General features: G+C 33.6%; 23 protein-coding genes. 16 read left to right on the top strand and 7 right to left on the bottom strand.

Features of this window, described 5'->3' with window-relative positions:
* A complete protein-coding gene (locus tag J2Z60_RS09145; protein WP_209687395.1) occupies positions 1 to 561 on the bottom strand; it encodes an ECF-type riboflavin transporter substrate-binding protein in 561 nt (186 codons plus the stop codon).
* 196 nt (positions 562 to 757) lie between these two features.
* On the opposite strand from J2Z60_RS09145, the gene J2Z60_RS09140 reads away from it, so the two are divergent.
* Entirely contained in the window at positions 758 to 1,345 is a 588-nt protein-coding gene (locus tag J2Z60_RS09140) for a DUF4767 domain-containing protein (protein WP_209687394.1), read from the top strand.
* A gap of 47 nt (positions 1,346 to 1,392) precedes the next feature.
* Here J2Z60_RS09140 and J2Z60_RS09135 read toward each other — a convergent pair whose 3' ends face one another.
* Positions 1,393 to 2,283, bottom strand: a complete 891-nt coding sequence (locus J2Z60_RS09135; protein ID WP_209687393.1) for a metal ABC transporter solute-binding protein, Zn/Mn family — start codon at positions 2,281 to 2,283, stop codon at positions 1,393 to 1,395.
* 166 nt (positions 2,284 to 2,449) lie between these two features.
* Here J2Z60_RS09135 and J2Z60_RS09130 point away from each other — a divergent pair, with 166 nt between their 5' ends.
* The 3 genes from J2Z60_RS09130 to J2Z60_RS09120 all read left to right on the top strand — a co-directional run bounded on the left by J2Z60_RS09130 (position 2,450) and on the right by J2Z60_RS09120 (position 4,414).
* Positions 2,450 to 3,085 (top strand): DUF4767 domain-containing protein, encoded by a 636-nt coding sequence (locus J2Z60_RS09130; protein ID WP_245328780.1) that lies wholly within the window; start codon positions 2,450 to 2,452, stop codon positions 3,083 to 3,085.
* 158 nt (positions 3,086 to 3,243) lie between these two features.
* The gene (locus tag J2Z60_RS09125; RefSeq protein ID WP_209687392.1) at positions 3,244 to 3,597 is read left to right on the top strand and encodes a hypothetical protein; all 354 of its coding nucleotides are present in this window, start codon (positions 3,244 to 3,246) and stop codon (positions 3,595 to 3,597) included.
* A gap of 25 nt (positions 3,598 to 3,622) precedes the next feature.
* Positions 3,623 to 4,414, top strand: a complete 792-nt coding sequence (locus J2Z60_RS09120) for an SGNH/GDSL hydrolase family protein (protein WP_209687391.1) — start codon at positions 3,623 to 3,625, stop codon at positions 4,412 to 4,414.
* Between the two features lie 14 nt (positions 4,415 to 4,428).
* Here J2Z60_RS09120 and J2Z60_RS09115 read toward each other — a convergent pair whose 3' ends face one another.
* Positions 4,429 to 5,010 carry a hypothetical protein gene (locus J2Z60_RS09115; protein WP_209687390.1) on the bottom strand — a complete coding sequence of 194 codons (582 nt, stop codon included), beginning with the start codon at positions 5,008 to 5,010 and terminating at the stop codon, positions 4,429 to 4,431.
* A 115-nt stretch (positions 5,011 to 5,125) separates the two neighbouring features.
* On the opposite strand from J2Z60_RS09115, the gene J2Z60_RS09110 reads away from it, so the two are divergent.
* On the top strand, positions 5,126 to 5,377 hold the full coding sequence (locus J2Z60_RS09110) for a hypothetical protein (RefSeq protein ID WP_209687389.1): 252 nt from the start codon (positions 5,126 to 5,128) through the stop codon (positions 5,375 to 5,377).
* A gap of 58 nt (positions 5,378 to 5,435) precedes the next feature.
* Here J2Z60_RS09110 and J2Z60_RS09105 read toward each other — a convergent pair whose 3' ends face one another.
* Together J2Z60_RS09105 and J2Z60_RS09100 are read right to left on the bottom strand one after the other, a co-directional pair.
* Complete coding sequence (locus J2Z60_RS09105; RefSeq protein WP_209687388.1) at positions 5,436 to 6,011, bottom strand: DUF4811 domain-containing protein; 576 nt, start codon at positions 6,009 to 6,011, stop codon at positions 5,436 to 5,438.
* Positions 6,011 to 7,483, bottom strand: coding sequence for an MDR family MFS transporter (locus J2Z60_RS09100; protein WP_209687387.1), 1,473 nt, complete (start codon positions 7,481 to 7,483; stop codon positions 6,011 to 6,013). The genes J2Z60_RS09105 and J2Z60_RS09100 overlap by 1 nt, the downstream gene beginning before the upstream one ends.
* 163 nt (positions 7,484 to 7,646) lie before the next feature.
* Here J2Z60_RS09100 and J2Z60_RS09095 point away from each other — a divergent pair, with 163 nt between their 5' ends.
* Positions 7,647 to 8,090 (top strand): MerR family transcriptional regulator, encoded by a 444-nt coding sequence (locus J2Z60_RS09095; RefSeq protein ID WP_209687386.1) that lies wholly within the window; start codon positions 7,647 to 7,649, stop codon positions 8,088 to 8,090.
* A 41-nt stretch (positions 8,091 to 8,131) separates the two neighbouring features.
* On the opposite strand, the gene J2Z60_RS09090 is transcribed toward J2Z60_RS09095, so the two are convergent.
* A complete protein-coding gene (locus J2Z60_RS09090) occupies positions 8,132 to 8,866 on the bottom strand; it encodes a MurR/RpiR family transcriptional regulator (protein WP_209687385.1) in 735 nt (244 codons plus the stop codon).
* Positions 8,867 to 9,092: 226 nt separating this feature from the next.
* On the opposite strand from J2Z60_RS09090, the gene J2Z60_RS09085 reads away from it, so the two are divergent.
* Positions 9,093 to 10,571 (top strand): glycoside hydrolase family 1 protein, encoded by a 1,479-nt coding sequence (locus tag J2Z60_RS09085; RefSeq protein ID WP_209687384.1) that lies wholly within the window; start codon positions 9,093 to 9,095, stop codon positions 10,569 to 10,571.
* Positions 10,572 to 10,677: 106 nt separating this feature from the next.
* A complete protein-coding gene (locus J2Z60_RS09080; RefSeq protein WP_209687383.1) occupies positions 10,678 to 11,397 on the top strand; it encodes an SDR family NAD(P)-dependent oxidoreductase in 720 nt (239 codons plus the stop codon).
* A 713-nt stretch (positions 11,398 to 12,110) separates the two neighbouring features.
* Here J2Z60_RS09080 and J2Z60_RS09075 read toward each other — a convergent pair.
* Positions 12,111 to 12,842, bottom strand: coding sequence for a DUF554 domain-containing protein (locus tag J2Z60_RS09075; protein ID WP_209687382.1), 732 nt, complete (start codon positions 12,840 to 12,842; stop codon positions 12,111 to 12,113).
* 110 nt (positions 12,843 to 12,952) lie between these two features.
* On the opposite strand from J2Z60_RS09075, the gene J2Z60_RS09070 reads away from it, so the two are divergent.
* The 8 genes from J2Z60_RS09070 to J2Z60_RS09035 all read left to right on the top strand — a co-directional run bounded on the left by J2Z60_RS09070 (position 12,953) and on the right by J2Z60_RS09035 (position 21,059).
* A complete protein-coding gene (locus tag J2Z60_RS09070; RefSeq protein ID WP_209687381.1) occupies positions 12,953 to 13,813 on the top strand; it encodes a LysR family transcriptional regulator in 861 nt (286 codons plus the stop codon).
* A 99-nt stretch (positions 13,814 to 13,912) separates the two neighbouring features.
* Positions 13,913 to 15,394 carry a UbiD family decarboxylase gene (locus J2Z60_RS09065; protein WP_209687380.1) on the top strand — a complete coding sequence of 494 codons (1,482 nt, stop codon included), beginning with the start codon at positions 13,913 to 13,915 and terminating at the stop codon, positions 15,392 to 15,394.
* Positions 15,395 to 15,412: 18 nt separating this feature from the next.
* Positions 15,413 to 15,982 (top strand): UbiX family flavin prenyltransferase, encoded by a 570-nt coding sequence (locus tag J2Z60_RS09060; RefSeq protein WP_209687379.1) that lies wholly within the window; start codon positions 15,413 to 15,415, stop codon positions 15,980 to 15,982.
* Entirely contained in the window at positions 15,975 to 16,418 is a 444-nt protein-coding gene (gene lpdD / locus J2Z60_RS09055; protein WP_209687378.1) for a prenylated flavin chaperone LpdD, read from the top strand. The genes J2Z60_RS09060 and lpdD overlap by 8 nt, the downstream gene beginning before the upstream one ends.
* Before the next feature lie 34 nt (positions 16,419 to 16,452).
* The gene (locus J2Z60_RS09050) at positions 16,453 to 17,436 is read left to right on the top strand and encodes an alpha/beta hydrolase fold domain-containing protein (protein ID WP_342590249.1); all 984 of its coding nucleotides are present in this window, start codon (positions 16,453 to 16,455) and stop codon (positions 17,434 to 17,436) included.
* Between the two features lie 106 nt (positions 17,437 to 17,542).
* Complete coding sequence (locus tag J2Z60_RS09045) at positions 17,543 to 17,872, top strand: hypothetical protein (protein ID WP_209687377.1); 330 nt, start codon at positions 17,543 to 17,545, stop codon at positions 17,870 to 17,872.
* 214 nt (positions 17,873 to 18,086) lie between these two features.
* Positions 18,087 to 18,935: a PRD domain-containing protein gene (locus J2Z60_RS09040; protein WP_209687376.1), complete on the top strand. Its 849-nt coding sequence runs from the start codon at positions 18,087 to 18,089 to the stop codon at positions 18,933 to 18,935.
* Positions 18,936 to 19,067: 132 nt separating this feature from the next.
* Complete coding sequence (locus J2Z60_RS09035) at positions 19,068 to 21,059, top strand: beta-glucoside-specific PTS transporter subunit IIABC (protein ID WP_209687375.1); 1,992 nt, start codon at positions 19,068 to 19,070, stop codon at positions 21,057 to 21,059.
* The last annotated feature ends 122 nt before the right edge of the window (positions 21,060 to 21,181 follow it).

The following is a 21,181-nucleotide window of genomic DNA, read 5'->3' as shown; positions in this document are numbered from 1 at the left end:
TTAATATTCTTTCTTTAAACTGCCTTTTTTGATTTTAGTTCCAGCATATGCTTTTAATAAAATGGTACCTAAAATTAAAGTGGAGATTGAGTTAACTATAGTAGCACTAATTCCCTGTAGAAAAACCTTATTTGCTGGTTCGCTATAAATTAAAATATCTCCGACTGGAGCTATTATTAACCAGCTAATTACATTGGTGATAATCTGTACAATATTAAAGGTAATTATCTGCTTAGTATTAAAGATACCATTTTTTAGATCTAAAAAATATCTGCCATAGGCACCCACTAATAGTCCTAAGCTAGCAGTTGCTAGAACCCAACTCCACCAAGTTTGCCCATACATCAAAAAGTCAGATAGGGTATGTCCAATGAATCCAACACTAAATCCAACTTTGGGACCATATATAGTAGCCAACAATACTAAAAAAGGATAAACGATTTCAATATTTGTATTAGGAATCCCGGTAGGAATAGAAGTAAACCGCGCTAATATAACATAGATAGCAGTACCAATCCCAATTGCTACAACATTTCTTATTGAGGTGCTTGTCTTATTCATTTTAAAGCTTCTTTCATTATTAACTGTTTCAAATTTAGAAAAAATTTTGTTTTTAGTCAAGATGTCTAGTCAATGTAAACGTATACTAGTTCTAAATAAAATGTTAGGAGGTAATTTTTAACTAGAAACTTTATAAATCATGGTATGATTAAAATTGTATTTACTGCTTCTTTGCTAATGTGAGGTATTAACACTGATGAAAATAATTTATTTTATAAGTATAATTTTAACTTTGACTATTATGACTGGATGTAGCCAATCATCATCGTCATCAAGTTCGTCTTTCCATAATCAGACTAATAAGAGCTCATCAAGTATTAAAGATATTTCTAAGCAAGATTCAACTACCCCAGCCAAGCAAAAATCTACTGAAGAAAAACATCCTTGGACCAAAAAGCAATCTAAGGAATTGAAGAAGTTCGTAGATAAATGGAGTTTAGCTGCCGACCAAACTTATCGTGAATATACTGGACATGGTTCAATCAAAACATTTGGCGGTGTTTCTTATCCGCAAGCTTTTAATCACAAAAAGTTTTCAATTGATAATCATCAATTAATTAAGCTAGGCTGGAGTCCAAACGGAGAGGATAAGTATGAGTATAATGTTGTAGCTATATATAATAGAAATGTTGCAATCAATGGCTGGCATACTACTTATTTATTCTGCTTACATAAAGGCAAGCCAGTAATCTTAGTAGATTCAACTAGCAATGTAGAGATAATTGCATTAACAATTAATATGGATGAAAATTTAAATAAAGGATTTGAAAAAATCGCAAATTAAAAGAGTTCTGATCTATTATGTTAGACCAGAACTCTTTTAAGCAATAATTATTGCTTAGAAATTTTAGCTAAGTTCTCATAGTTTTGAGTAATCCATTGCAAATAAGTAGTATTGTTAGGCATAGTTTCTCTTACTGAAAGGACAGGGATATTCTTTGACTTAGCTTTTTTAACAAAGTTAGAAACGGTTGAACTTTGAACTTGTGTGTTGTTAACAAAGAATGAAATTTCCTTGTTAGCAATTTGCTTATTCATTTTGTTAATGACTTGAGGAGTTGGATCAGTGCCATTTTCGATTGCATCTTCAAAGTCACTGTCACCAATCTTAAAGCCCGCAGCTTGTAAAGCATAGTCAAATACTGGTTCACTTACAAAAACAGGTTTAGCTTTTTTACCATTGATATTGTTAGCTATTTTTTTAACTTTTTGAACTTTGGCAATGAATTTTGCGCCATTTTCCTTGTAGTATGAGGCATGTTTTTTGTCTAATTTAGATAGGCGAGCAACTAAATAATTAGTATACTTAATTGGCATTTCTAAGTTGTACCAAATATGTGGGTTGGAATTGCTCTTGAACTTCATAATATCATTACCAACTTCAACGACTTTTTTGTTATTAGCATTAGCTAACTTGTTTAACCAACTATCGTATCCTAGGCCGTTAGCTATAATAATATCAGCATTTTGAATTTCTCTTGCATCACTAGTTTTAGGCTCAAAGTCATGTGGATCAATTGAGCCAGAAGTAATGATGGCTTTAGCCGTACCATATTTACCGACAATATTTTTTGCAATATCGGCGTAGATATTAGTACTAGTTACGATAGAAATTCTACCATTGTTATTAGCTGAATTGGATTGTGACTTACTGCAGCCAGTCAGTATAATTAGCGTTAGTGCTAATAATGAAAGTAGGCTAAATAATTTTTTCTTATTCATAAACATATGAAATCTCCTTTGAAATCTTGACTTAGTTATTAGCTAAATCATAATAGAATACATTAATTGTTAATCCTAGTCAATAAAATGGGCAATTTATTCATAATTTCTTATCATTTAGTGATAGGATTATATGTAAGGAATATACTAATTGGGAGAAAATATTATGAAAAAAGTTGTTCTATTAGGTACAATGATGCTTGCCTTATCTGCAATGATGACGGGATGCAGGCAAATAAAAATATCAGACGATGGTAATAACATAATTATTGGTCAAGACAAAAAGGCAATTGAAAAAAGTAAACAAAAGTCTATTCAAAAACGTGAACAAGCAGCTAAATCTCGTAAATTAAAAAGTGAACTAAAAAAAAGGGAGTTAGAAGAAAAAGCTAAAGTTACTTGGACTACAAAAAAGGATAAGTATTTAACCTCTGCCATGAAGTCCATATCTAAAAAGCAAAAAATAACTTATACTAAATATGATGGCAAACACCCACTTAAGGCTAATAATGTCCGTGTTTATCCTGATACTTTTAAGAAGGGAAAGTTTTATTTAAATAACAAAATAATTAATATTGGTTGGGATCCACAAGCGGATAATAAATATGATTACCGAGTGCTCTCTATTTACAATCGTGATTTAGGCAAAGAGAAACATGAAACATATTTATTTTGCTTATACGATAAAAATCCAATTATTTTAGTTGATAGTGTTGTGGCTGGTAACAAGATTAATTTAACCAAGAGTAATAATAAAGTTTTAAATAAAAGTTTTGAAAAGACTATGAATGGCAAGTTTTAAATTATAATATTTTCATATGGAAGGGCTGCTGAAATTGATTATCAGCAGCCTTTTTAGTTCTTCTTTAGAATATAAATTCAAGCTTTTTGCTGGATTGGGTATTAATTATACTGGTACTTATGCTAAGATTGGGGCGTAGGAATAAGAAGGTGAAAATTATGATGGATAGTGAACAAGAACTTATTGAATCAACAATTTATTTACTTACTGATAGTGTAATATCCGTCAATAGTGCTTTTCAAAGTGATGAATTTCAACGGCAATTTGCTGCTTTTAGTCTACCTCAAAAATTAGCATACTATACTACTAAGATGCTAGTTGACTCAACAATTACTTTTGGTAAAGAGGCTAAGCCCTCTATTGATAGCTATAATACCATGATTGATAATACTGACGGCATTCAAGAATTTATCGTTCATGTTGTGGAACATAGTGATAGAATTCCGCAATTTGAATTTTTTAGTAATTTTTATAATTATTACAAGAAGATACAAACTTCACTTAATAGCTAGAACTAAATAAATATAAGGTAGTAAAATGAAAAAGAAAGACTTTTTAGCATTATTAGAAGAAAGAAACGATCTCTCAGCGATTGCAAGGGCAGAGATCTCAGCAGATTTAAAAGCACACCCTGAACGAGCTAAAATTTATAATCAATATTCTAAACTAGCTGGCAATGCACCGGAATATAGTATTAATCAAATCAAAACTAAAGTTAGTAATTTGAATAATCATCAAGTTTTATTCTTAGGATCATCTGTAACTTTTGGCTTTGGAAGTTTGGGAGAGAGTTTTGTTGACTTTTTATGGAAAAGAGATGGTCTGAAAGCAATTAAAGATGCTGAAAATGGGACTACTTTAGTAAATATAGACGCTTTTACAGCAGGAGATTCTTATGTTGCGCGTTTCCAATCTGACTTGAAAGATCCAGCGCCAGAAGTTGTTGTATTGCAGCTGTCAACTAATGATGTACGTCGTGGTAGTAAGAAGTTAGGTGAGATTAGTGATAATCACTATGATACTAAGACAATTACAGGCGCAATTGAATATATTCTTGCTGAGATTAAACTGCTTTGGCAGTGTCCAGTGATTATTTTTACTAATCCAGATTTTGGAGAGCCACTTTATGGTAAAATGGTTGACCGAACTTTAGAATTAAAAAAGAAATGGAAATTCGAATTAATAAACCTATATCATGATCCAGATTTTAAAAACCAACCTAGCCTTTATATGGCTGATCCGATACATCCTACTAGAGCAGGTTATCGAGATAAGTGGTTACCAATATTCGAGCAAAAGTTAGAAAAAGTGTTACTAAAAGATAGTTAAGTTGTGAATTAATACTATTTAACTTGGGAAAAATCATATTTGCGATACTTAATGGCAGTTTGAGGATTTTTAAATAGGGCGCCATGTATCTCATAGTCACCAAATGAATATGCTAGATATAGACAGGGATGTCCTTTAAAATTGCCAACCAAATAGATAATACTAACACTTCCTAAAACATCACGTACACTTAAGCTTTGTCGGCCCTTTATTGTTCCAACTTGACCAATAGAAATGTTACCAGCGTATTCTTTATTTTGCTTTTCAGAATTATGATCTAGACGAATTTTACTTACTTTTTTATAAAGGACAGAATCGTCTATAAGGTGTTTAGTAATAATTAATTTGCGCGTATCTTTAGAATTAGCATCACTACGATACCAAGTACCTCTAAATGCTTGAGGAGTTGACATTAATTGCAGACCACGATATTTTTTATCGATATTGGATTTATTATCTGATACTGATTGTCTAACAATGGTAGTATTGCCACTAGGCTGGGTACGCGAATTAGTTCTTGAATTTGGATTGTCCTTAGAATTTGAACAACCTACTACAAAAATTAAGATAAATATTAATAGTATAATTTTTTTCATTTTGACGTTCTGATCCAATAACTAGATTATTTCTCAACCATATTAGATGAAAAAAGCCACAAGTGCAACTATAATTAGATATGAAAGTAGAAAATAAGAGAAAGAGGTGTCTTTGATGAGTAAATCAACATGGAAATTAGCAGCTGGTATTACTGGGACAATAGCAGGTTTAGGCGCTGTAGCTTATGCTGCTAAGAAAGCAATTGATTATTATAAGAATGATAATGATACTAAAAATGATGAACTTAAGCAGCAAAATAAAGGTCCGACTATTAGCAATGAAGTAGTAGATCTGCCTGAAGCAGCTGCATACGCAGATAGAAATGACGTTGAATATGGCGAAAGTCCATATAATCCAGCAAATTAAATCTTAAAAGTTAACAAAAAGTAGGATTGAAGCGATTTTAGCTTAATCCTACTTTTTGTTACTTATTTGTAAGTATTTGTCGTTTTTTCATTAATGCAGCGCGTTGTTGCATTTGTTTTTGTAGTTGTTTAGCTTTTTTAACAGAAAGAACTTGCCAGTTTTTAGGAAGATAGAAGATATATTCGCGTTCCTTTAATTCTTCATTACGACCAAAAATACTAAACATTATTGTATCTAGCTTACTTTTATAAACATAGCGTGTAGTTTTAACAGTAATTTTAGCTGTTTTGGAATTTTTATTAACAACAGTAGTTTTTAATTTATCGGTCTTGGTAGTGAGCAATTTCTTAGGCTTATCGGCTGTTTTATAGAGATAAACTTTCTCTGTACCATTACCAAGTGGCTGATAAAGCAAAATAGGTAGCTGTGGGCTGGCACTAGAGGATAAGCGTTGTGTTTCGGTAGTTGTTTGTTCTTTCATTCCCCAGTGATTATAATCATGTTCAACAATTCCAACTATGCATAGACCAGTAATAATTAATGAGATCCATGCTACAGGAGTGTGGAACTTACCTGGAATAACGTTAAAATAAATAAAGCAAATTATCGCAATTATTAAAAGTACAATAATCATTAACCTTTAACCTCCTCATTGTGTTGACGAGACTGATTACCTTTTTTTAAGAAGAAGGTAAGACCTAAGGCAATTAAGGCGAATACAATACTAATTCCAAATGATGCTCTAAACCCATCAAGAGTAGCGTTAATAGCGTTAGATTTGTATTGAAGAGGAAGAGTGTGAAGCAAATGCTTAGTTGGCATATTATCATTAGTGGTTGTAGTTAAGACAGACACTAGGATAGCTGTACCGATAGAACTAAGTACTTGTCTAAAAGTGTTATTTACGGCAGTACCATGAGAGATCTTATTTAATGGTAGTGAGTTCATACCTGAAGTAGTAACGTTCATCATTACTAAAGAAACACCGATCATTCTAACGGCATATAAGATAGTAATCATTGTCAAGGAACTATCTTTTGTTAAAAATACGAAAGGAATGGTTCCTAGAGTTAATAAGACCATGCCACTAATAGCCATCTTTCTTGCACCATAGCGGTCAAAGATACGTCCTGTAATCGGAGATAGCAATCCAATCATCAAAGCCCCTGGTAGAAGCATTAAGCCTGACTTGAAAGCAGAAATACCACGTAGATTTTGGATATAAAGCGGTAAGACCATCTCAATCCCAACCATTGCTAAGTTAGTGATACCGCTAAGTACAGCAGCAAGTGAGAATTCAAAATGTTTAAAGACCGTAATGTCCAAGAATGGCTGCTCCATGTGAATTTGGCGAATACCAAATAAGATAACAAAAATAATACCAACAGCAATAAAAGCTAATATTTCTGGATTAGTCCAGCCTTTATTACCAGCTTCTGAAAAGCCATATAGTAAACTTCCAAACCCTAAAGTAGAAGATGTTATAGACCAAATATCAATTTTTTCTTTTTTAGTAGGTAAAACATCTTTAATCAAAAAGAAGGCCAAAATTACGACGATACCCGCAATTGGAGCAATAATACTAAAGAGATAACGCCAAGAAAGATTATCGACTATCCAACCAGATAAAGTAGGTCCAATAGCTGGTGCTAATCCAATAACGATCCCAACTGTTCCCATTGCTGCACCACGCTTATCAGGAGGGAAGATTGATAACATAATAGTTTGCAAAAGTGGCATAGTTACCCCAACGCCTAGGCCTTGGATAATTCTCCCAGTTAATAAGATGGGAAAGTCTGGGGCTACAGCAGCTATAACAGTGCCAATAAAGAAAATTGACATCGCTGTTAAATACATCTTACGAGAACCAAAGCGATTTATTAGCCATGCAGAAATAGGGATCATTACACCATTAACTAGAAGAAATGCGGTGGATAGCCATTCTGCAGTAGCTGTACTAATTTTAAATGATCTCATAATTGATGGTAGAGCTGTTGCTAGTAAAGTACCATTAAGAACGGTACAAAACGAGCCAATAATCAAAACAAGAACTAATAAGTTGCGATTATAAGCCTTACCATGAATATCTGTAGGTTGCTTATTCATTAAATTCCTTCTTTCTAAAAAAAACTAACATCGTTTAAAACTATAGTCCTAAATTTAATCTTTGTCAAATTATCTTACAAACATGTAATATTAATTTACTAGAGTGTTGAAAAACTTCACTAAAATATTTAAAATAAATATGGAAAGTAGAAAGTAGGAATCTATGATTACAAAGAAAATTTTGCATGAACTTTATGCAAATGTAGGTGTCGGAATTGGAGAAGTAAGCAAGATTATTGGTGTTTCTCCACGACAATTACGTTACTGGGAACAAAAAGGATACATTAAACCTATAGAAGATAAGGAGTCAGGTATTCGGCGCTATAGTCTAGGAACTGTGTTCTTAATTTGCTTTATTAAGGATCACTTAGATCAAGGCTTTACACTAGCAGCAGCTTATGAAAAGTCTAAAGATGTTAGTGTTAAGACTAAAATTATTAGAAAATTTTTCCAAAGTGCCTTTTCTGATGTAAAAGTTACTGATACAGAAAAGGCCTATGGTGAAATAGACCTGGGTAATGTTAAGCTTAGCAATACCGAGAACTATCATATTAAAGGCATAGTTGATGAAAAAGGAAACTATTTTAAAGTAGAAAAGGACAAATAAAAGGGTATATCAGCGTCGCTTAGTAGATATACCCTTTATTTTTATTCTTCCTTAGCAGTGAGCATCTCAATGAATAAACAAAATAATGATTGAGGATCAATAGGTGAGCGATAAGCGAAGCTCTTGCCAGGTAAAACTATTGTATGCCTAAAATATTTTTTAATTGAAGCATCTGGATTAAAAGTAATTAAAAATGAATTATCTGATTTTTGAATATTATCATTGATGTAAGTGTTGATGTCGTTCTCTTCACCAGTAATAGAAAAGAGTATCAGCGTGTCATTTTTAGAATATAGTGGCATTAAATGTGAGATATTAACCAAGTTATCGCTGCCGAAAGCAGTTTTATCTTGATCAATTAAAGTAAAGGCCAGCATTTTAGCAGGAAGGCCAGAATAAAATAAGCCAAAGGAAAAAATTTTATCTGATTTGTGAAGAGCTTTTTTGAGAAGAGAGAGCCCTTTTTTGTCAATATTGTTGAATTGCTTAACGACTGAAATATATTCGTTAAGGTATCTTCCTTGTTCGGAATTGCTGTGGTGAGAGTTATTAATTAAATAGCTTTTTAGTTGAAATTTAAATTCTTTGAAACCTGAATAGCCCATTTTTTTACAGAAACGTTGAACAGAAGCTACTGAAGTATGCAAATTGCCAGCTACCTTCTCAATTGTAATATATTGCATTTTTTCTGGATATTTAACAATGTATTTGTAAATCTTTTCATCTGTTGGTGAAAGATTCAGATTCTTTGGGAAAAACTTTTTAATATCTATCATATATAGCATCCTTTCTTATAGATAATTTTATCATTAATATCAAAAAAATTTATCTTTTTACTTGAAAGTGGTTACATTTGATGATACTATATTTTTGTAAAATTTATCAAATATTATAGATAAAAATATCTAGTAGATTAAATAAGAATGCTTGAGAGTGTATTACGGTATCTAATAACAAGAGGATTTGATAAATTTATTTTTAATTAAAAAGGAGCAATAAAAGATGAGTTTTCCAAAAGGATTTTTATGGGGTGGCGCAACAGCTGCTAACCAAATTGAAGGTGCCTATGATGTTGATGGCAAGGGACTATCAGTAACTGATATTACTACTTCCGGTAGTTTAGAGGCACCAAGATACTTAACTTATAAATTAAATGGTGAATTAGGAAAGGTTCCAGCAATGCCAGGCGCAGGGCTTCCTGAAGGAGCTGAGGGTGCAATTGATCCTAACAGTTACTACCCTAATCATGTAGCAATTGACTTTTATCACTACTACAAAGAAGACATTAAGATGTTTGCTGATATGGGTTTTACTACATTTCGTCTTTCAATTGCTTGGACTCGTATTTTTCCTAAAGGTGACGAAGAAAAGCCAAATCAAGCAGGTCTCGACTTCTATCGTAAAGTCTTTGAAGAATGCAAGAAGTATGGTATTGAACCAATTGTTACTATCTCTCACTATGAAGATCCATTATATTTAAGTGAAAAGTATAATGACTGGCAAGATCGGACAATGATTGATATGTATGTTAAGTATGCTAAGGCATTGTTCGAAGAGTACAAGGGATTAGTCAAATACTGGCTAACTTTCAATGAGATTAACTCAACATTATTAATGCTTTCTGCTTTTGGTAATAATGTTACTGATGATGCTACTTTCCAACATGCTTATCAAAAATTACATTATCAATTCTTAGCTTCTGCTAAAGCTGTTAAGTTAGCTCATGAAATTGATCCTAATTATGTTGTCGGTAATATGATTTGTGGTATTTTGGATTACCCAATGACTCCAGATCCTAAGGATGTCTTAGCAACCCGTTATGCAATGGAACAAACCGTTCTTTACTGTGGTGATGTACAAGCTAAGGGTGAATATCCAACTTATTCTAAGAGATTGTGGGATGAACACAATGTTCATTTAGACATTACTGAAGAAGATAAGAAGATCCTTAAAGAAGGAAAAGTTGATATTTACACCTTCTCTTACTACATGAGTAATGTAATTACCACCCATGAAGTAAAGGATAAGGTTGGTGGTAACTTCGCAGCTGGTGCCAAGAATCCATACCTTGATTATTCTGAATGGGGCTGGGCAACTGACCCAACAGGTCTTCAATACTATCTTGAAGTAATGTATGACCGTTACCAAATTCCAATGATGGTTGTAGAAAATGGCCTTGGTGCAGTTGATAAGATCGGTGAAGATGGCAAGATTCATGATGATTACAGAATTGACTATCTAGCACAACATATTGCTGCTATGGGTAAGGCCGTTGATGATGGTGTAGATTTAATCGCCTACACTACTTGGGGCCCAATTGACCTAGTATCTGCAGGTACTGGTCAAATGAGTAAGCGTTATGGCTTTATCTATGTTGATCGCGATGATGAAGGTAAAGGTAGCTTGAAGAGAATGCCTAAGGATTCATTCTACTGGTACAAGAAGGTTATTGCCTCTAACGGTGAAGATTTAAGTAAGTAACAATTTATTTTTTAGTCAATTAAAGTTCCTATATAAGAAGGCTAGTTTATATAGATGCGTAAGCATAAGTATGGGCAGCCTTTTTGTTTATATTTAGGAGAAAAGTATGAAAATTTTTATTACAGGATCAACAACTGGTTTAGGATTTTTAGCAGGAAAAAAGTTAATTGAAGATGGACATGATGTCTATCTTCATGCTAGAAATCAGGAAAAAGCAGTTAAGTTAAAGCAAGATCTACCTCAAGTTAAAGGAATTGCTGTTGGAGATTTAAGCAGACAAGAAGATGTTAAGAGTATTGCTAAGCAGGTAAATGCTTGGGGTAAGTTTAATGCAATTATTCATAATGCAGGTGTATATCTTGTTTCGCCTGAATTAACCTATAGTGTGAATATTGAAGCACCATATTTATTGACCACTTTAATTAAAAAGCCTGAGCGTCTAATTTATGTTTCATCGGGGATGCATAGAGGTGCTAGACTAGATATTAATAATTTAGAGAGTAATTTAGATTATTCTGGTTCTAAATTAGCAGTAACGCTATTAATGAAGAAAGTAGCGCGTGAATTTCCAAATATAGCAACTAATGCTGTTGACCCGGGTTGGGTACCTACAAGAATGGGTGGTAGTAGTGCTAATGATGATTTGACTGCGGGTTATATGAGTCAAGTTTGGTTAGCTGAAAGCGACGACGAGTTGGCGCATAAGTCAGGAAATTATTATTATCATCGTAAGTTAGAAAGATATGATAATCGTGCTGATGATGAAAAGTTACAAGATGAATTAGTTACTAAATTAGAAGAATTGACTAAAGTAGAATTTGGATAGAGCGTGTCAAAAGAGTCCTTCAAGCTGACTTTGAGTAGAAAAGGTGGTTTCATCAGAGACGCTCTCAGCTGAATCCTAAACACTTTCTAATTTATTCCAGACGTAGTTCATTTTAAAACCAAAGAAAGAAATTTAATAACTGAAGCTAATGTTAAAATTATAATTCCTGAGGTTAATAAGATATCTTTCTTTTTAAAACCATAGTTTAATTGCATGGAAGTTAGTAATATAAGCTCTGGGGTAAAGTTTCGATTAGTCCAAAAATGGGAAATTAAGAATATTATTAATAGTATCCATTGTATCTTTAACCATTGTATTCTTTTTAAAATCATGATCTTTAATGTCCTTGATACCTAAAAAATTGCACTAGCGTCAGCCAGTATCCCTAGATTTACATTAATTATTGCTGTAATAACATTAAAAAAGTCGTGATTACTGAGTCATCATGATCAATGTAAGCGGTTAGGTAAACTGGTTAATGCAATTATATCATGAGGAGTATATAAATTAATTGAAAAGCAATAATCCCACTTGTATGTATTGTTTATTTCTTAATAATTTATCAACTTTGGAAAATCTTTATTAAAGATTATCAAAGTACAGGCGGCTAAAGCTAAACATAAATAAAACCTTGAAATTCGAACAAATGAATTTCAAGGTTTTATTACATATAAGTATTTTTTGAGTCTAAAATTAACAAATCTTAGCATGAACTAATGAATTAAGGGAGTGATAACGTTCATCCACAACCATGACAGTGGCATAACTAAAATCATTGCAGGGATCATTTCTGCAATTGGGAACATCTTAAGCTTAACCATTCTGAAGCCAGTAGCAAGCATCAAAAATCCACCACAAGCCTTAAAGTCAAAAATCATCGTTGAGTTAGTAAACGGAATAATAAAATTGGCTAAATAAAATAAAATGACAAAAATAATTAACTGCGGAATAGCAATAATTGATACTGCATAACCTAGGCTAGCAGCAAATATTGCAGCAGTAAAGAAGTCAAGGATTGACTTAGAAACCAAAATAGTTAAGTCGCCAGACATCCCTTCGGCAAGTGAACCATAAATCCCTGTTCCACTAGCACAAAATAAAACAGTTGCAGTAACCATTAAACTAACAAATTCCTGATGTGAGATGGTCAAGTTTTCAGTAGGAATCATGCGAGTAATAGGCTTTTGCATTAAGACAGCACCTTTATTAAATATACTACCTAAATGAATTAATAATCCAACAATCGTTCCCAAGATAACTGCAAAAATTACTGCTGGCATATTTTTCATTGGTGCAATAGAATAAATTCCCATACCCATTGAACAAGCACCAAAAATCATATTTAACTTTTCTTTGAAATCTTCAGAAAGCCTATTTCCAAAAAATCCTCCGAAAATACCTCCAAGCAATACCGCTGAAGCATTGATAATAACACCAGTTGGCATATAATAACCTTCTTTTCTTTAAAGTCATTTCTAGTATATTTTTTAAAGTACTTGCTCTCAATTCTAAAAGATAGTTTAATTATTCTAAATTGGAATAGTAGGTGAGATTAATGGAGATAAACCGGTTAAAAACATTTGTAGACTTATCACAGACGTTGAATTTTTCAGAAACAGCAGCAAATTTATATATTACACAAAGTAGTGTTTCTAAGCATATTAAATCATTAGAAAAAGAAATCGGTCATCCTTTATTTGTTAGAAATAATAAGCACGTAGTTTTATCTGATTATGGTAAGGTAATGCTGCCATATGCGGAAGTTATTTTACTTAAATATGAACAGATGAATATGAAATTTACAGAGTTAGATGCTCAAAGACGTAAACAGATTATTATCGGTACGATACCAACAATTGCAAATTATGATATTTTTACAAAAATAACAACTTATATTCAAAATCATCCAGAATTGCAAATCACCTTGAAAGAATGTGAAACTGCAGATATTTATAACAATTTGTTAGCTGGGAAGTTTGACTTAGCCTTTATTAGAAAAATTGATAAGTTACCGGCAAGCTTTAACCAGATCGACATTAAGCAGGAATCATTTAAACTTTATCTACCTGATGATGATGTGCTGACTCAACAAGAAGTAATTAATATTAGCGAATTAAAAGATAGAAATTTTATCTCTCTTGATCAAGATAGCCTATTACAAGAACCTGTTATCAAGTTATGCCGTAAGTCTGGATTTGAACCTCGGATTACCTTCGTTAGTGATCGAGTAACTTCGATTTTAGAAATGGTCAAAAATAAACAAGGTGTTGCAATTATGATGGATTCGTTGCCAGTATGGCAAGGAGTAGCAGTTAGAAAGATAACTCCTACAATTAATGGTAATTTAATGTTCATTAAAAAGAAGACTCTTAACTTTGCAGCTTTGAACAACTTGTGGAACTTTTTAAAAAAATAATAATTCCCAATTGGAATAATTGGATTAATGGTTGGAATTGATGCACCTCTATAATGCTCCTATGATAAAGATAATTAATTTATCAAAGGAGTGTTTTATATGACTCAATTACCTAAAGATCCATGGGACTTACGTAAGGTCTTGAATGAAATTAAAGATAACCCAGAAGATTTTCATGAAACTGATGTTGAAATAGATCCTGATGCTGAAATATCTGGTGTTTATCGTTATATTGGAGCTGGTGGAACTGTTGAAAGACCAACTAAAGAAGGTCCAGCAATGCTTTTTAATAATGTGAAAGGCTTTCCAAATAGTCGTGTTTTGATTGGACTGATGGCTAGTCGCAAGCGGGTTGGAAAAATGCTACATCATGATTACAAGACATTAGGCCGCTTTTTAAAGGATGCTGTTGAAAATCCAGTTCACCCAATTAAAGTTGATCAAAAAGATGCACCTGTTCAACAAGAAGTTCACCTAGCAACCGATCCAGATTTTGACATTAGAAAATTAGTCCCTGCACCTACTAATACTCCTTACGATGCGGGTCCTTATATTACTTGTGGTTTAGTTAAGGGCTCAAGCCCTGATAAGACCATGACAGATGTGACTATTCACAGAATGGTATTAGAAGATAAAGATACCTTAGGTATTTATATTATGCCTGGCGGTCGTCATATTGGTTATTTCCAAAAAGAATTTGAAAAGCTTAATAAGCCGATGCCAATCACTATCAATATTGGCCTTGATCCAGCAGTTACGATTGGTGCGACATTTGAACCGCCGACAACACCATTAGGTTATGATGAATTAGATGTTGCCGGGGCTTTACGTCAAGAACCAGTGCAATTGGTTGATGGTGTTAGTGTTGATGAAACAGCTTTAGCACGTAGTGAATATGTTTTGGAAGGTTATATTATGCCTAATAAAACTATTCAAGAAGATATTAATACTCATACCGGTTTTGCAATGCCAGAATTTCCAGGCTACAATGGCCTAGCCAATCCAGCTTTAAATGTTATTAAGGTTACCGCGGTAACTCACCGCACTAATCCAATTATGCAATCAGTAATTGGACCTAGTGAAGAGCATGTATCTATGGCTGGTATTCCAACTGAAGCTTCGATTCTAGAATTAGTAGATAAGGCTATTCCGGGTAAGGTAGTTAACGTTTACAACCCACCAGCAGGTGGTGGTAAGTTGATGACGATTATGCAAATTCATAAGGACGAACCAGCTGATGAAGGAATTCAAAGACAAGCAGCTATCTTAGCCTTTAGTGCCTTCAAGGAGTTAAAGACTGTTTGGTTAGTTGACGAAGATGTCGATATCTTTGATATGAATGATGTTGTATGGACAATGAATACTCGTTTTCAAGCAGATCAAGACTTCATTTGTATACCAGGGATGCGTAATCACCCACTTGATCCTTCAGAAAGACCCCAATATGATCCTAAATCTATTCGTGTGAAAGGTATGAGCTCTAAGACAATAGTCGATGGCACGGTGCCATTTGATATGAAAGATCAATTTAACCGAGCAAAATTTAAAGAAGTTGCTGACTGGAAGAAGTATTTAAAATAAGTGATAGGAATGATCTAAGTGAAAAGAATAATTATCGCAATTACGGGCGCCTCAGGAAGTATTTATGGAATTGATATCTTAGAAAAGCTTAGTAAATTACCAGACATAGAAACACACCTGGTAATTAGTGATTGGGCTAAAGAAAATATTAAGCTTGAAACAGATTATAGCCCTAGTCAAGTAATAGCTTTAGCAGACCAGGTTTATGATAACCATAATATGGGTGCAGCAATTGCTAGTGGTTCATTTAAGGTTGATGGGATGGTCATCGCACCAGCTTCAATGAAAACTGTTGCAGGGATTTCTATCGGTTTTGACAGTGATTTAATAATGCGGGCTGCTGGTGTAATGCTTAAGGAGCAGCGTAAATTAATCATTGTTCCTAGAGAAACACCATTATCTGCAATTCACTTAGAGAATTTAACTAAACTTGCTAGGCTGGGAGTGCACATTATTCCACCTATACCTTCATTTTATAATCATCCTAAAAGTATCCAGGATATTATTGACCACCAGTCTATGAAAATAATAGATAGCTTAGGAATCGATCATAGTTTTGGTAAACGGTGGAGTGGAAAAAATGATTGAAAAAACTTTTACTGTTAGTCAAGAAGGATATACAATTTCTGCTGCTTGCCAGCTTATTAATCAAGACTTATTAGTTAACTTATTTGGTGGGGATGTTCCTCATATTGGTGGAATTGTTAGTTGGGATAGTAAGACAAAAGAACAAGGAGAGATTCGTTTTGCCAGTCATAGTGGCAGGATACATAAAGATATTTTTTTAGCTGAAAAATTCGCTCAAAAAATTGAAAAACATTTGCCCGGCAATTTATGTGTTACAGCAGGTGTTCATGTTGATGGGATTACTCAAATGCAAATTGAAGCCTCTTTTCCAATGACTGAAGAACTATCTGAACTTGTACTAGCCTGGGTAAGAGAAAATTCTCAAAATATTAAACAACCAAAATATACAACTCACATCAAAAATTATGAGCTGACTAAGAAGTTAATGAGTAATTAAACAATTTCTATAACTAGTTAGAAAGAAGTTTATTGTGAAAACACAACACTTTATGAAAGAAAAAGATTTAGCAAAAATGCCAAATGATTATGTGGAACCTTTATCACAAAGCTATGAAGAGTTCCCTGCATCACAAGCAGCTCCAGAGGGAATGAAAATTTTAAATATAGATTTAAAAAATGTATATCCTAAATTAAACCTGAATGTCCCTTATGCACTTAAAGATGGGAAAAAACTACATTTACAAATTATTGTCCCTGCTGTAAATAACGAAGATGACAAATTTCCGCTTATTATGTATGTTCAGGGCTCTGCTTTTCATAAACAGAACTTAGGTGAACATATGGCTCATTTAACTGAAATTGCTAAGCATGGTTATGTTATTGCAATTGTTGAATATCGTTATGCACCTAACTATGCCTTTCCAGTACAGGTTAGAGATTTAAATTCAGCTACAAGATTTATGCTAAACCATGCTTATGAATATCATGTTGATGTTAATAATTATGCAGCTTGGGGTGATTCTTCAGGTGCGCATACAGCTAGCTTAGCTAGTGTCACAGAGGATAAGCAGTTTTTTAGTGATGAAGATATTAACTTTGATTCATTGGCATTTAAGGCAGTAATTGATTTTTATGGACCAACGGATATTAGCTTAATGAATAAGGTTCCTTCTACTCAAGATCATGTGACAGCACATAGTTTTGAAGGGGAGTTCTTTGGCAGCAAAAATATCTATCAAAATCATGATTTAGTTCAAAAAGCTAATCCTATTACTTACATAAATGCAGAAAATAAGATTCCACCATTTTTAATTATGCATGGTAATAAAGATCGGACAGTGCCATTTGAACAAAGTTGTATCTTATATGAAGCTTTAAGAAAATACGGGAAAGAGTCGGACTTTTATCAAATAAAGAATAGTGATCATGGTGGTGATGGCTTCTTTAGCCCAGAAGCGCTGAAGATTGTATTAAGTTTTTTAAGTAAGTATTTAATTACTCAGAGTTGTTGGTAATAATTCCAATAATTGGGGCACTAAAGGCAAAAATGGTGCTAATTTAACCTTTACTGCTAACAAGCAGATTTTAAAGGGAAATATTGTTGTCGATAATATTTCTAAGTTGAACTTCTATTTACTTAATAAGTCTACTTATACAGGTAAGACCAGCATTAGCTCTAATTCGAATGCGACATCAAGTTCTAAAACTAAAACACCTTTGACAATGAATATTGATAAGAATTCTAAGTGGATAGTAACTGGCAATTCTACTCTTTCTAAGCTAAATTTAGCTAAAGGTGGTCAAGTAGTTGACTCTAAAGGTCGCAAAGTAACTATTAAAGTTAATAATAAGGTAGTTCAAAAGGGAACTAGCCCATACACTGTAACTGTTAAGGACGACTTTTCAAATAAGGTATCTACTAACAGCAATAATAAGTTAAGCAAGCTTTAAACGTATTGAAAAACTGGATTCTAGAGGAGTCCAGTTTTTTTGAAAACATTTACAAAAATAACTTGACACCGTTTTCATTTGTGATATTATATTTAGGTAAAGAGAAGCGGATAACTGATTCGATCAGGTCTTAGCTACTACATAATAAGTATTGTTTAGTGTGCTTATTTGTGGTAGCTTTTTTTGTAGAGTAAGTGGGATAGGAAGTGAGAATTTGATAGTTATTAAGGCGTTGAATAATAGCGCAGCTTTGGTTAGAAATGCTGAAGACAAAGAAGAGATTGTGTTAGGCAAGGGAATTGGTTTTGGCCTGAAGATGGGTGACAAAATTGATGAAAGCCGCATAAAAAGACGTTTTGTTTTGGCTAGTGACCAGGTTGATTTTAAACAATTGCAATCTATCAAGGCAGATACTTTCGATCTTACTAACCAGGTTGTTCAGTTAGTAGAGCCACTTCTTGATATAAAGTTTAGCAGTATGCAGTACTTGGCTTTAGCGGATCATATTGATTTTGCAATTACACGGGCTAAGGATAATATTGATGTTAATATTAATAATACTCGTTGGGAAGTTAAGAATTTATTCCCTAAAGAGTTTAGGGCTGCTAATGAGGTTATTAATTTTATCAATAATCAGATGGATATTGAATTACCTGCTAGTGAAATGGTCCTGATGACTTATCACTTAGTTAATGCAGAATCTGACGATTCTCAAGTTCAAGAAACGGTACAGATTACTAATTTAATTAATGGGATTATTTCAATTATTCAGTATGAGTATAAGATTGAATTGGATACAGATTCATTTAATTATAGTCGCTTTATTACCCACTTGAGAGCACTACTTGTACGCTTGTTAAGGAATCAGCCAACTGATACTGCTGAACTTGATTCATCACTGCTTTCATTCATGAAGATTAAATATCATCATGCCTATGAAACGGTAGAGCGAATTGATAAGTTTTTAAATTCAAAAATGGACTGGGAACTTAAGCCAGATGATAAGTTCTACTTAGTGTTACACATTTGGCGTGTGACTAGTCGTCAAGAAGAAAGTAAATAATTAAACAATACACTAAGGTGTGTTACTAATTAGATTAGGCATTAACCCAAGTTATTGTATATAGAAAAAACTTCCCCTGATTTTTCTATATACATTAGCTTGGGTTTTGCTTTGCTAAAGGGAGGAAATATTATGGCTAACAATTATGATAGTTTAGCAAAAACAATCATTGATAATGTTGGTGGGACAGCTAATGTTAATAGCCTTGTCCACTGTACTACACGTTTAAGGTTTAAATTAAAGGATGAATCTAAAGCCAATGACGATGTTTTAAAGGATACAGATGGTGTTGTAACTGTTGTTAAGGCAGGCGGACAATATCAAGTTGTCATTGGAAATGAAGTTTCTGATGTATATGATGCCGTTTTAAAGGTCGGACACCTTCCGGGTGGAGGCCAGGTTGCTGATGACGATACAGATGATAATACTAAGTTTTTGGATAAAGCGATTGCTTTAATTTCTGGTATTTTTACTGATATTTTGGCACCACTTAGTGCTGGAGGTATTATTAAGGGCTTAGTTGTTATGGTTGCTGCCTTTGGTTGGCTATCTAAAACTTCTGGTGCTTATCAAATTCTCTATGCAATTGGTGATTCAATCTTTTACTTCTTGCCAATCTTCTTAGGAGTTACGACTGCTAGAAGATTTAAGATGAATGAGTTTATCGGTTTAGCAATTGGTGGAGTCCTTACTTATCCAACAATGGTAGCTTTAGCATCAAGTAAGACTATTTTAGGGACGGTCTTCCAAGGGACTCCATTTGCCTCAGAAATTCATACAAGTTTCTTTGGTATTCCCGTAATTACAATGAACTATACTTCAACTGTTTTGCCAGTTATCTTTGCAGTATGGTTTGGTTCAATTATTGAACACTGGGCAAAGAAGTGGGTACCGTCAGTTGTTCAAACTTTCTTAGTTCCAGTAATAACCATGGTTATTACCTTACCAGTTGCCTTTATTGTTATTGGACCTGTTACTACTTGGTTAGGTGACGCAATTGGTGCGGTAACTTCAGCAATTTATCACTTTAGTCCAATTTTAGCTGGTGTAATTATGGGGGCTTTATGGCAAGTTCTCGTTATCTTCGGTGTTCACTGGGGAATTGTAGCTGTAACTACTGCTAACTTAGCTTCACTTGGCTATGATCCCATCTTGGCTATGACTTGTATGGTTTGTTATGCTCAAATCGGAGTTGTCCTTGCTATTATCAGACAGACAAAAGATCCAAGTCTTAAGAAAAATGCTCTTGGTGCGTTCTTTTCAGGTTTATTCGGTGTAACTGAACCAGCTATCTATGGTGTAACTCTACCAAGAAAGAAGTCATTTATTTTAAGTTGTATTGCTGGTGCTGTATCAGGAGGTATTATTGGTGCATTTGGCTCAGTTATCTACATGCTTCCTTCAATGGGAATCTTCGCTATTCCTTCATATGTTAACCCTAAGGGTGGATCAATGACGCCAGTTGTTGGTGTAATTGTTGCAGCGGTTGTTGCCTTTGTAGTTGGTTTTGCACTTCAATTATTCTTTGGTAAAAAGGGTGTCGATGAAGCTTACGATGAAAAACAAGCTAAAAAAGCTGCTGAACAAGCAACTAAGGCTGTAACTACTCCAGAAGTAGCTTTGAATGTTTCTACTAGCTTAGTAAGTCCATTAAATGGTGAAACAGTTGCATTAAGTGATGTTAAAGATGAAGTATTCTCAAGTGGTGCGATGGGGGATGGGATTGCTATCGAACCAAGTGAAGGCGTATTGCACGCTCCTGCTGATGGTAAGATTATTATGACTTTCCCAACTAGTCATGCTATTGGAATGAAAACTAATGACGGTGCTGAAATCTTAATGCATATCGGTATGGATACAGTTAACTTGCAAGGTAAAGGCTTTGAAACTATGGTTGAAAAAGGACAAAAAGTCAAGGCTGGTGATGTATTAGTCAAGTTTGATATTGATAGTATCAAGCAAGCTGGCTATCCAGTAACTACTCCAGTAGTTGTAACTAATTCTAAAAATTATAAGAATGTTACAGTAGTTAGAAATGGTAAAGTAGAAGTTGGTCAACAGCTTCTTGAATTAGATGGTGCGGCTAGCTCTGAAGCTAATGAAACTGCTGTAGATATGGCATAATATGAAATATAATGTCTCCGATGAGGGGGCATTTTTTGTTAAAATTATAATTAAGTTTAACTTACAATATCAGATGCTCAAGCAATAGATATTTTTGGCGAAGGCGGAAATAAAAGAAGAAA

Source organism: Lactobacillus colini (genome assembly GCF_017874575.1).
Taxonomy (GTDB): domain Bacteria; phylum Bacillota; class Bacilli; order Lactobacillales; family Lactobacillaceae; genus Lactobacillus; species Lactobacillus colini.
The sequence above is the reverse complement of the archived record's forward strand: the minus strand, read 5'-3'. Positions and strand labels throughout refer to the sequence as shown.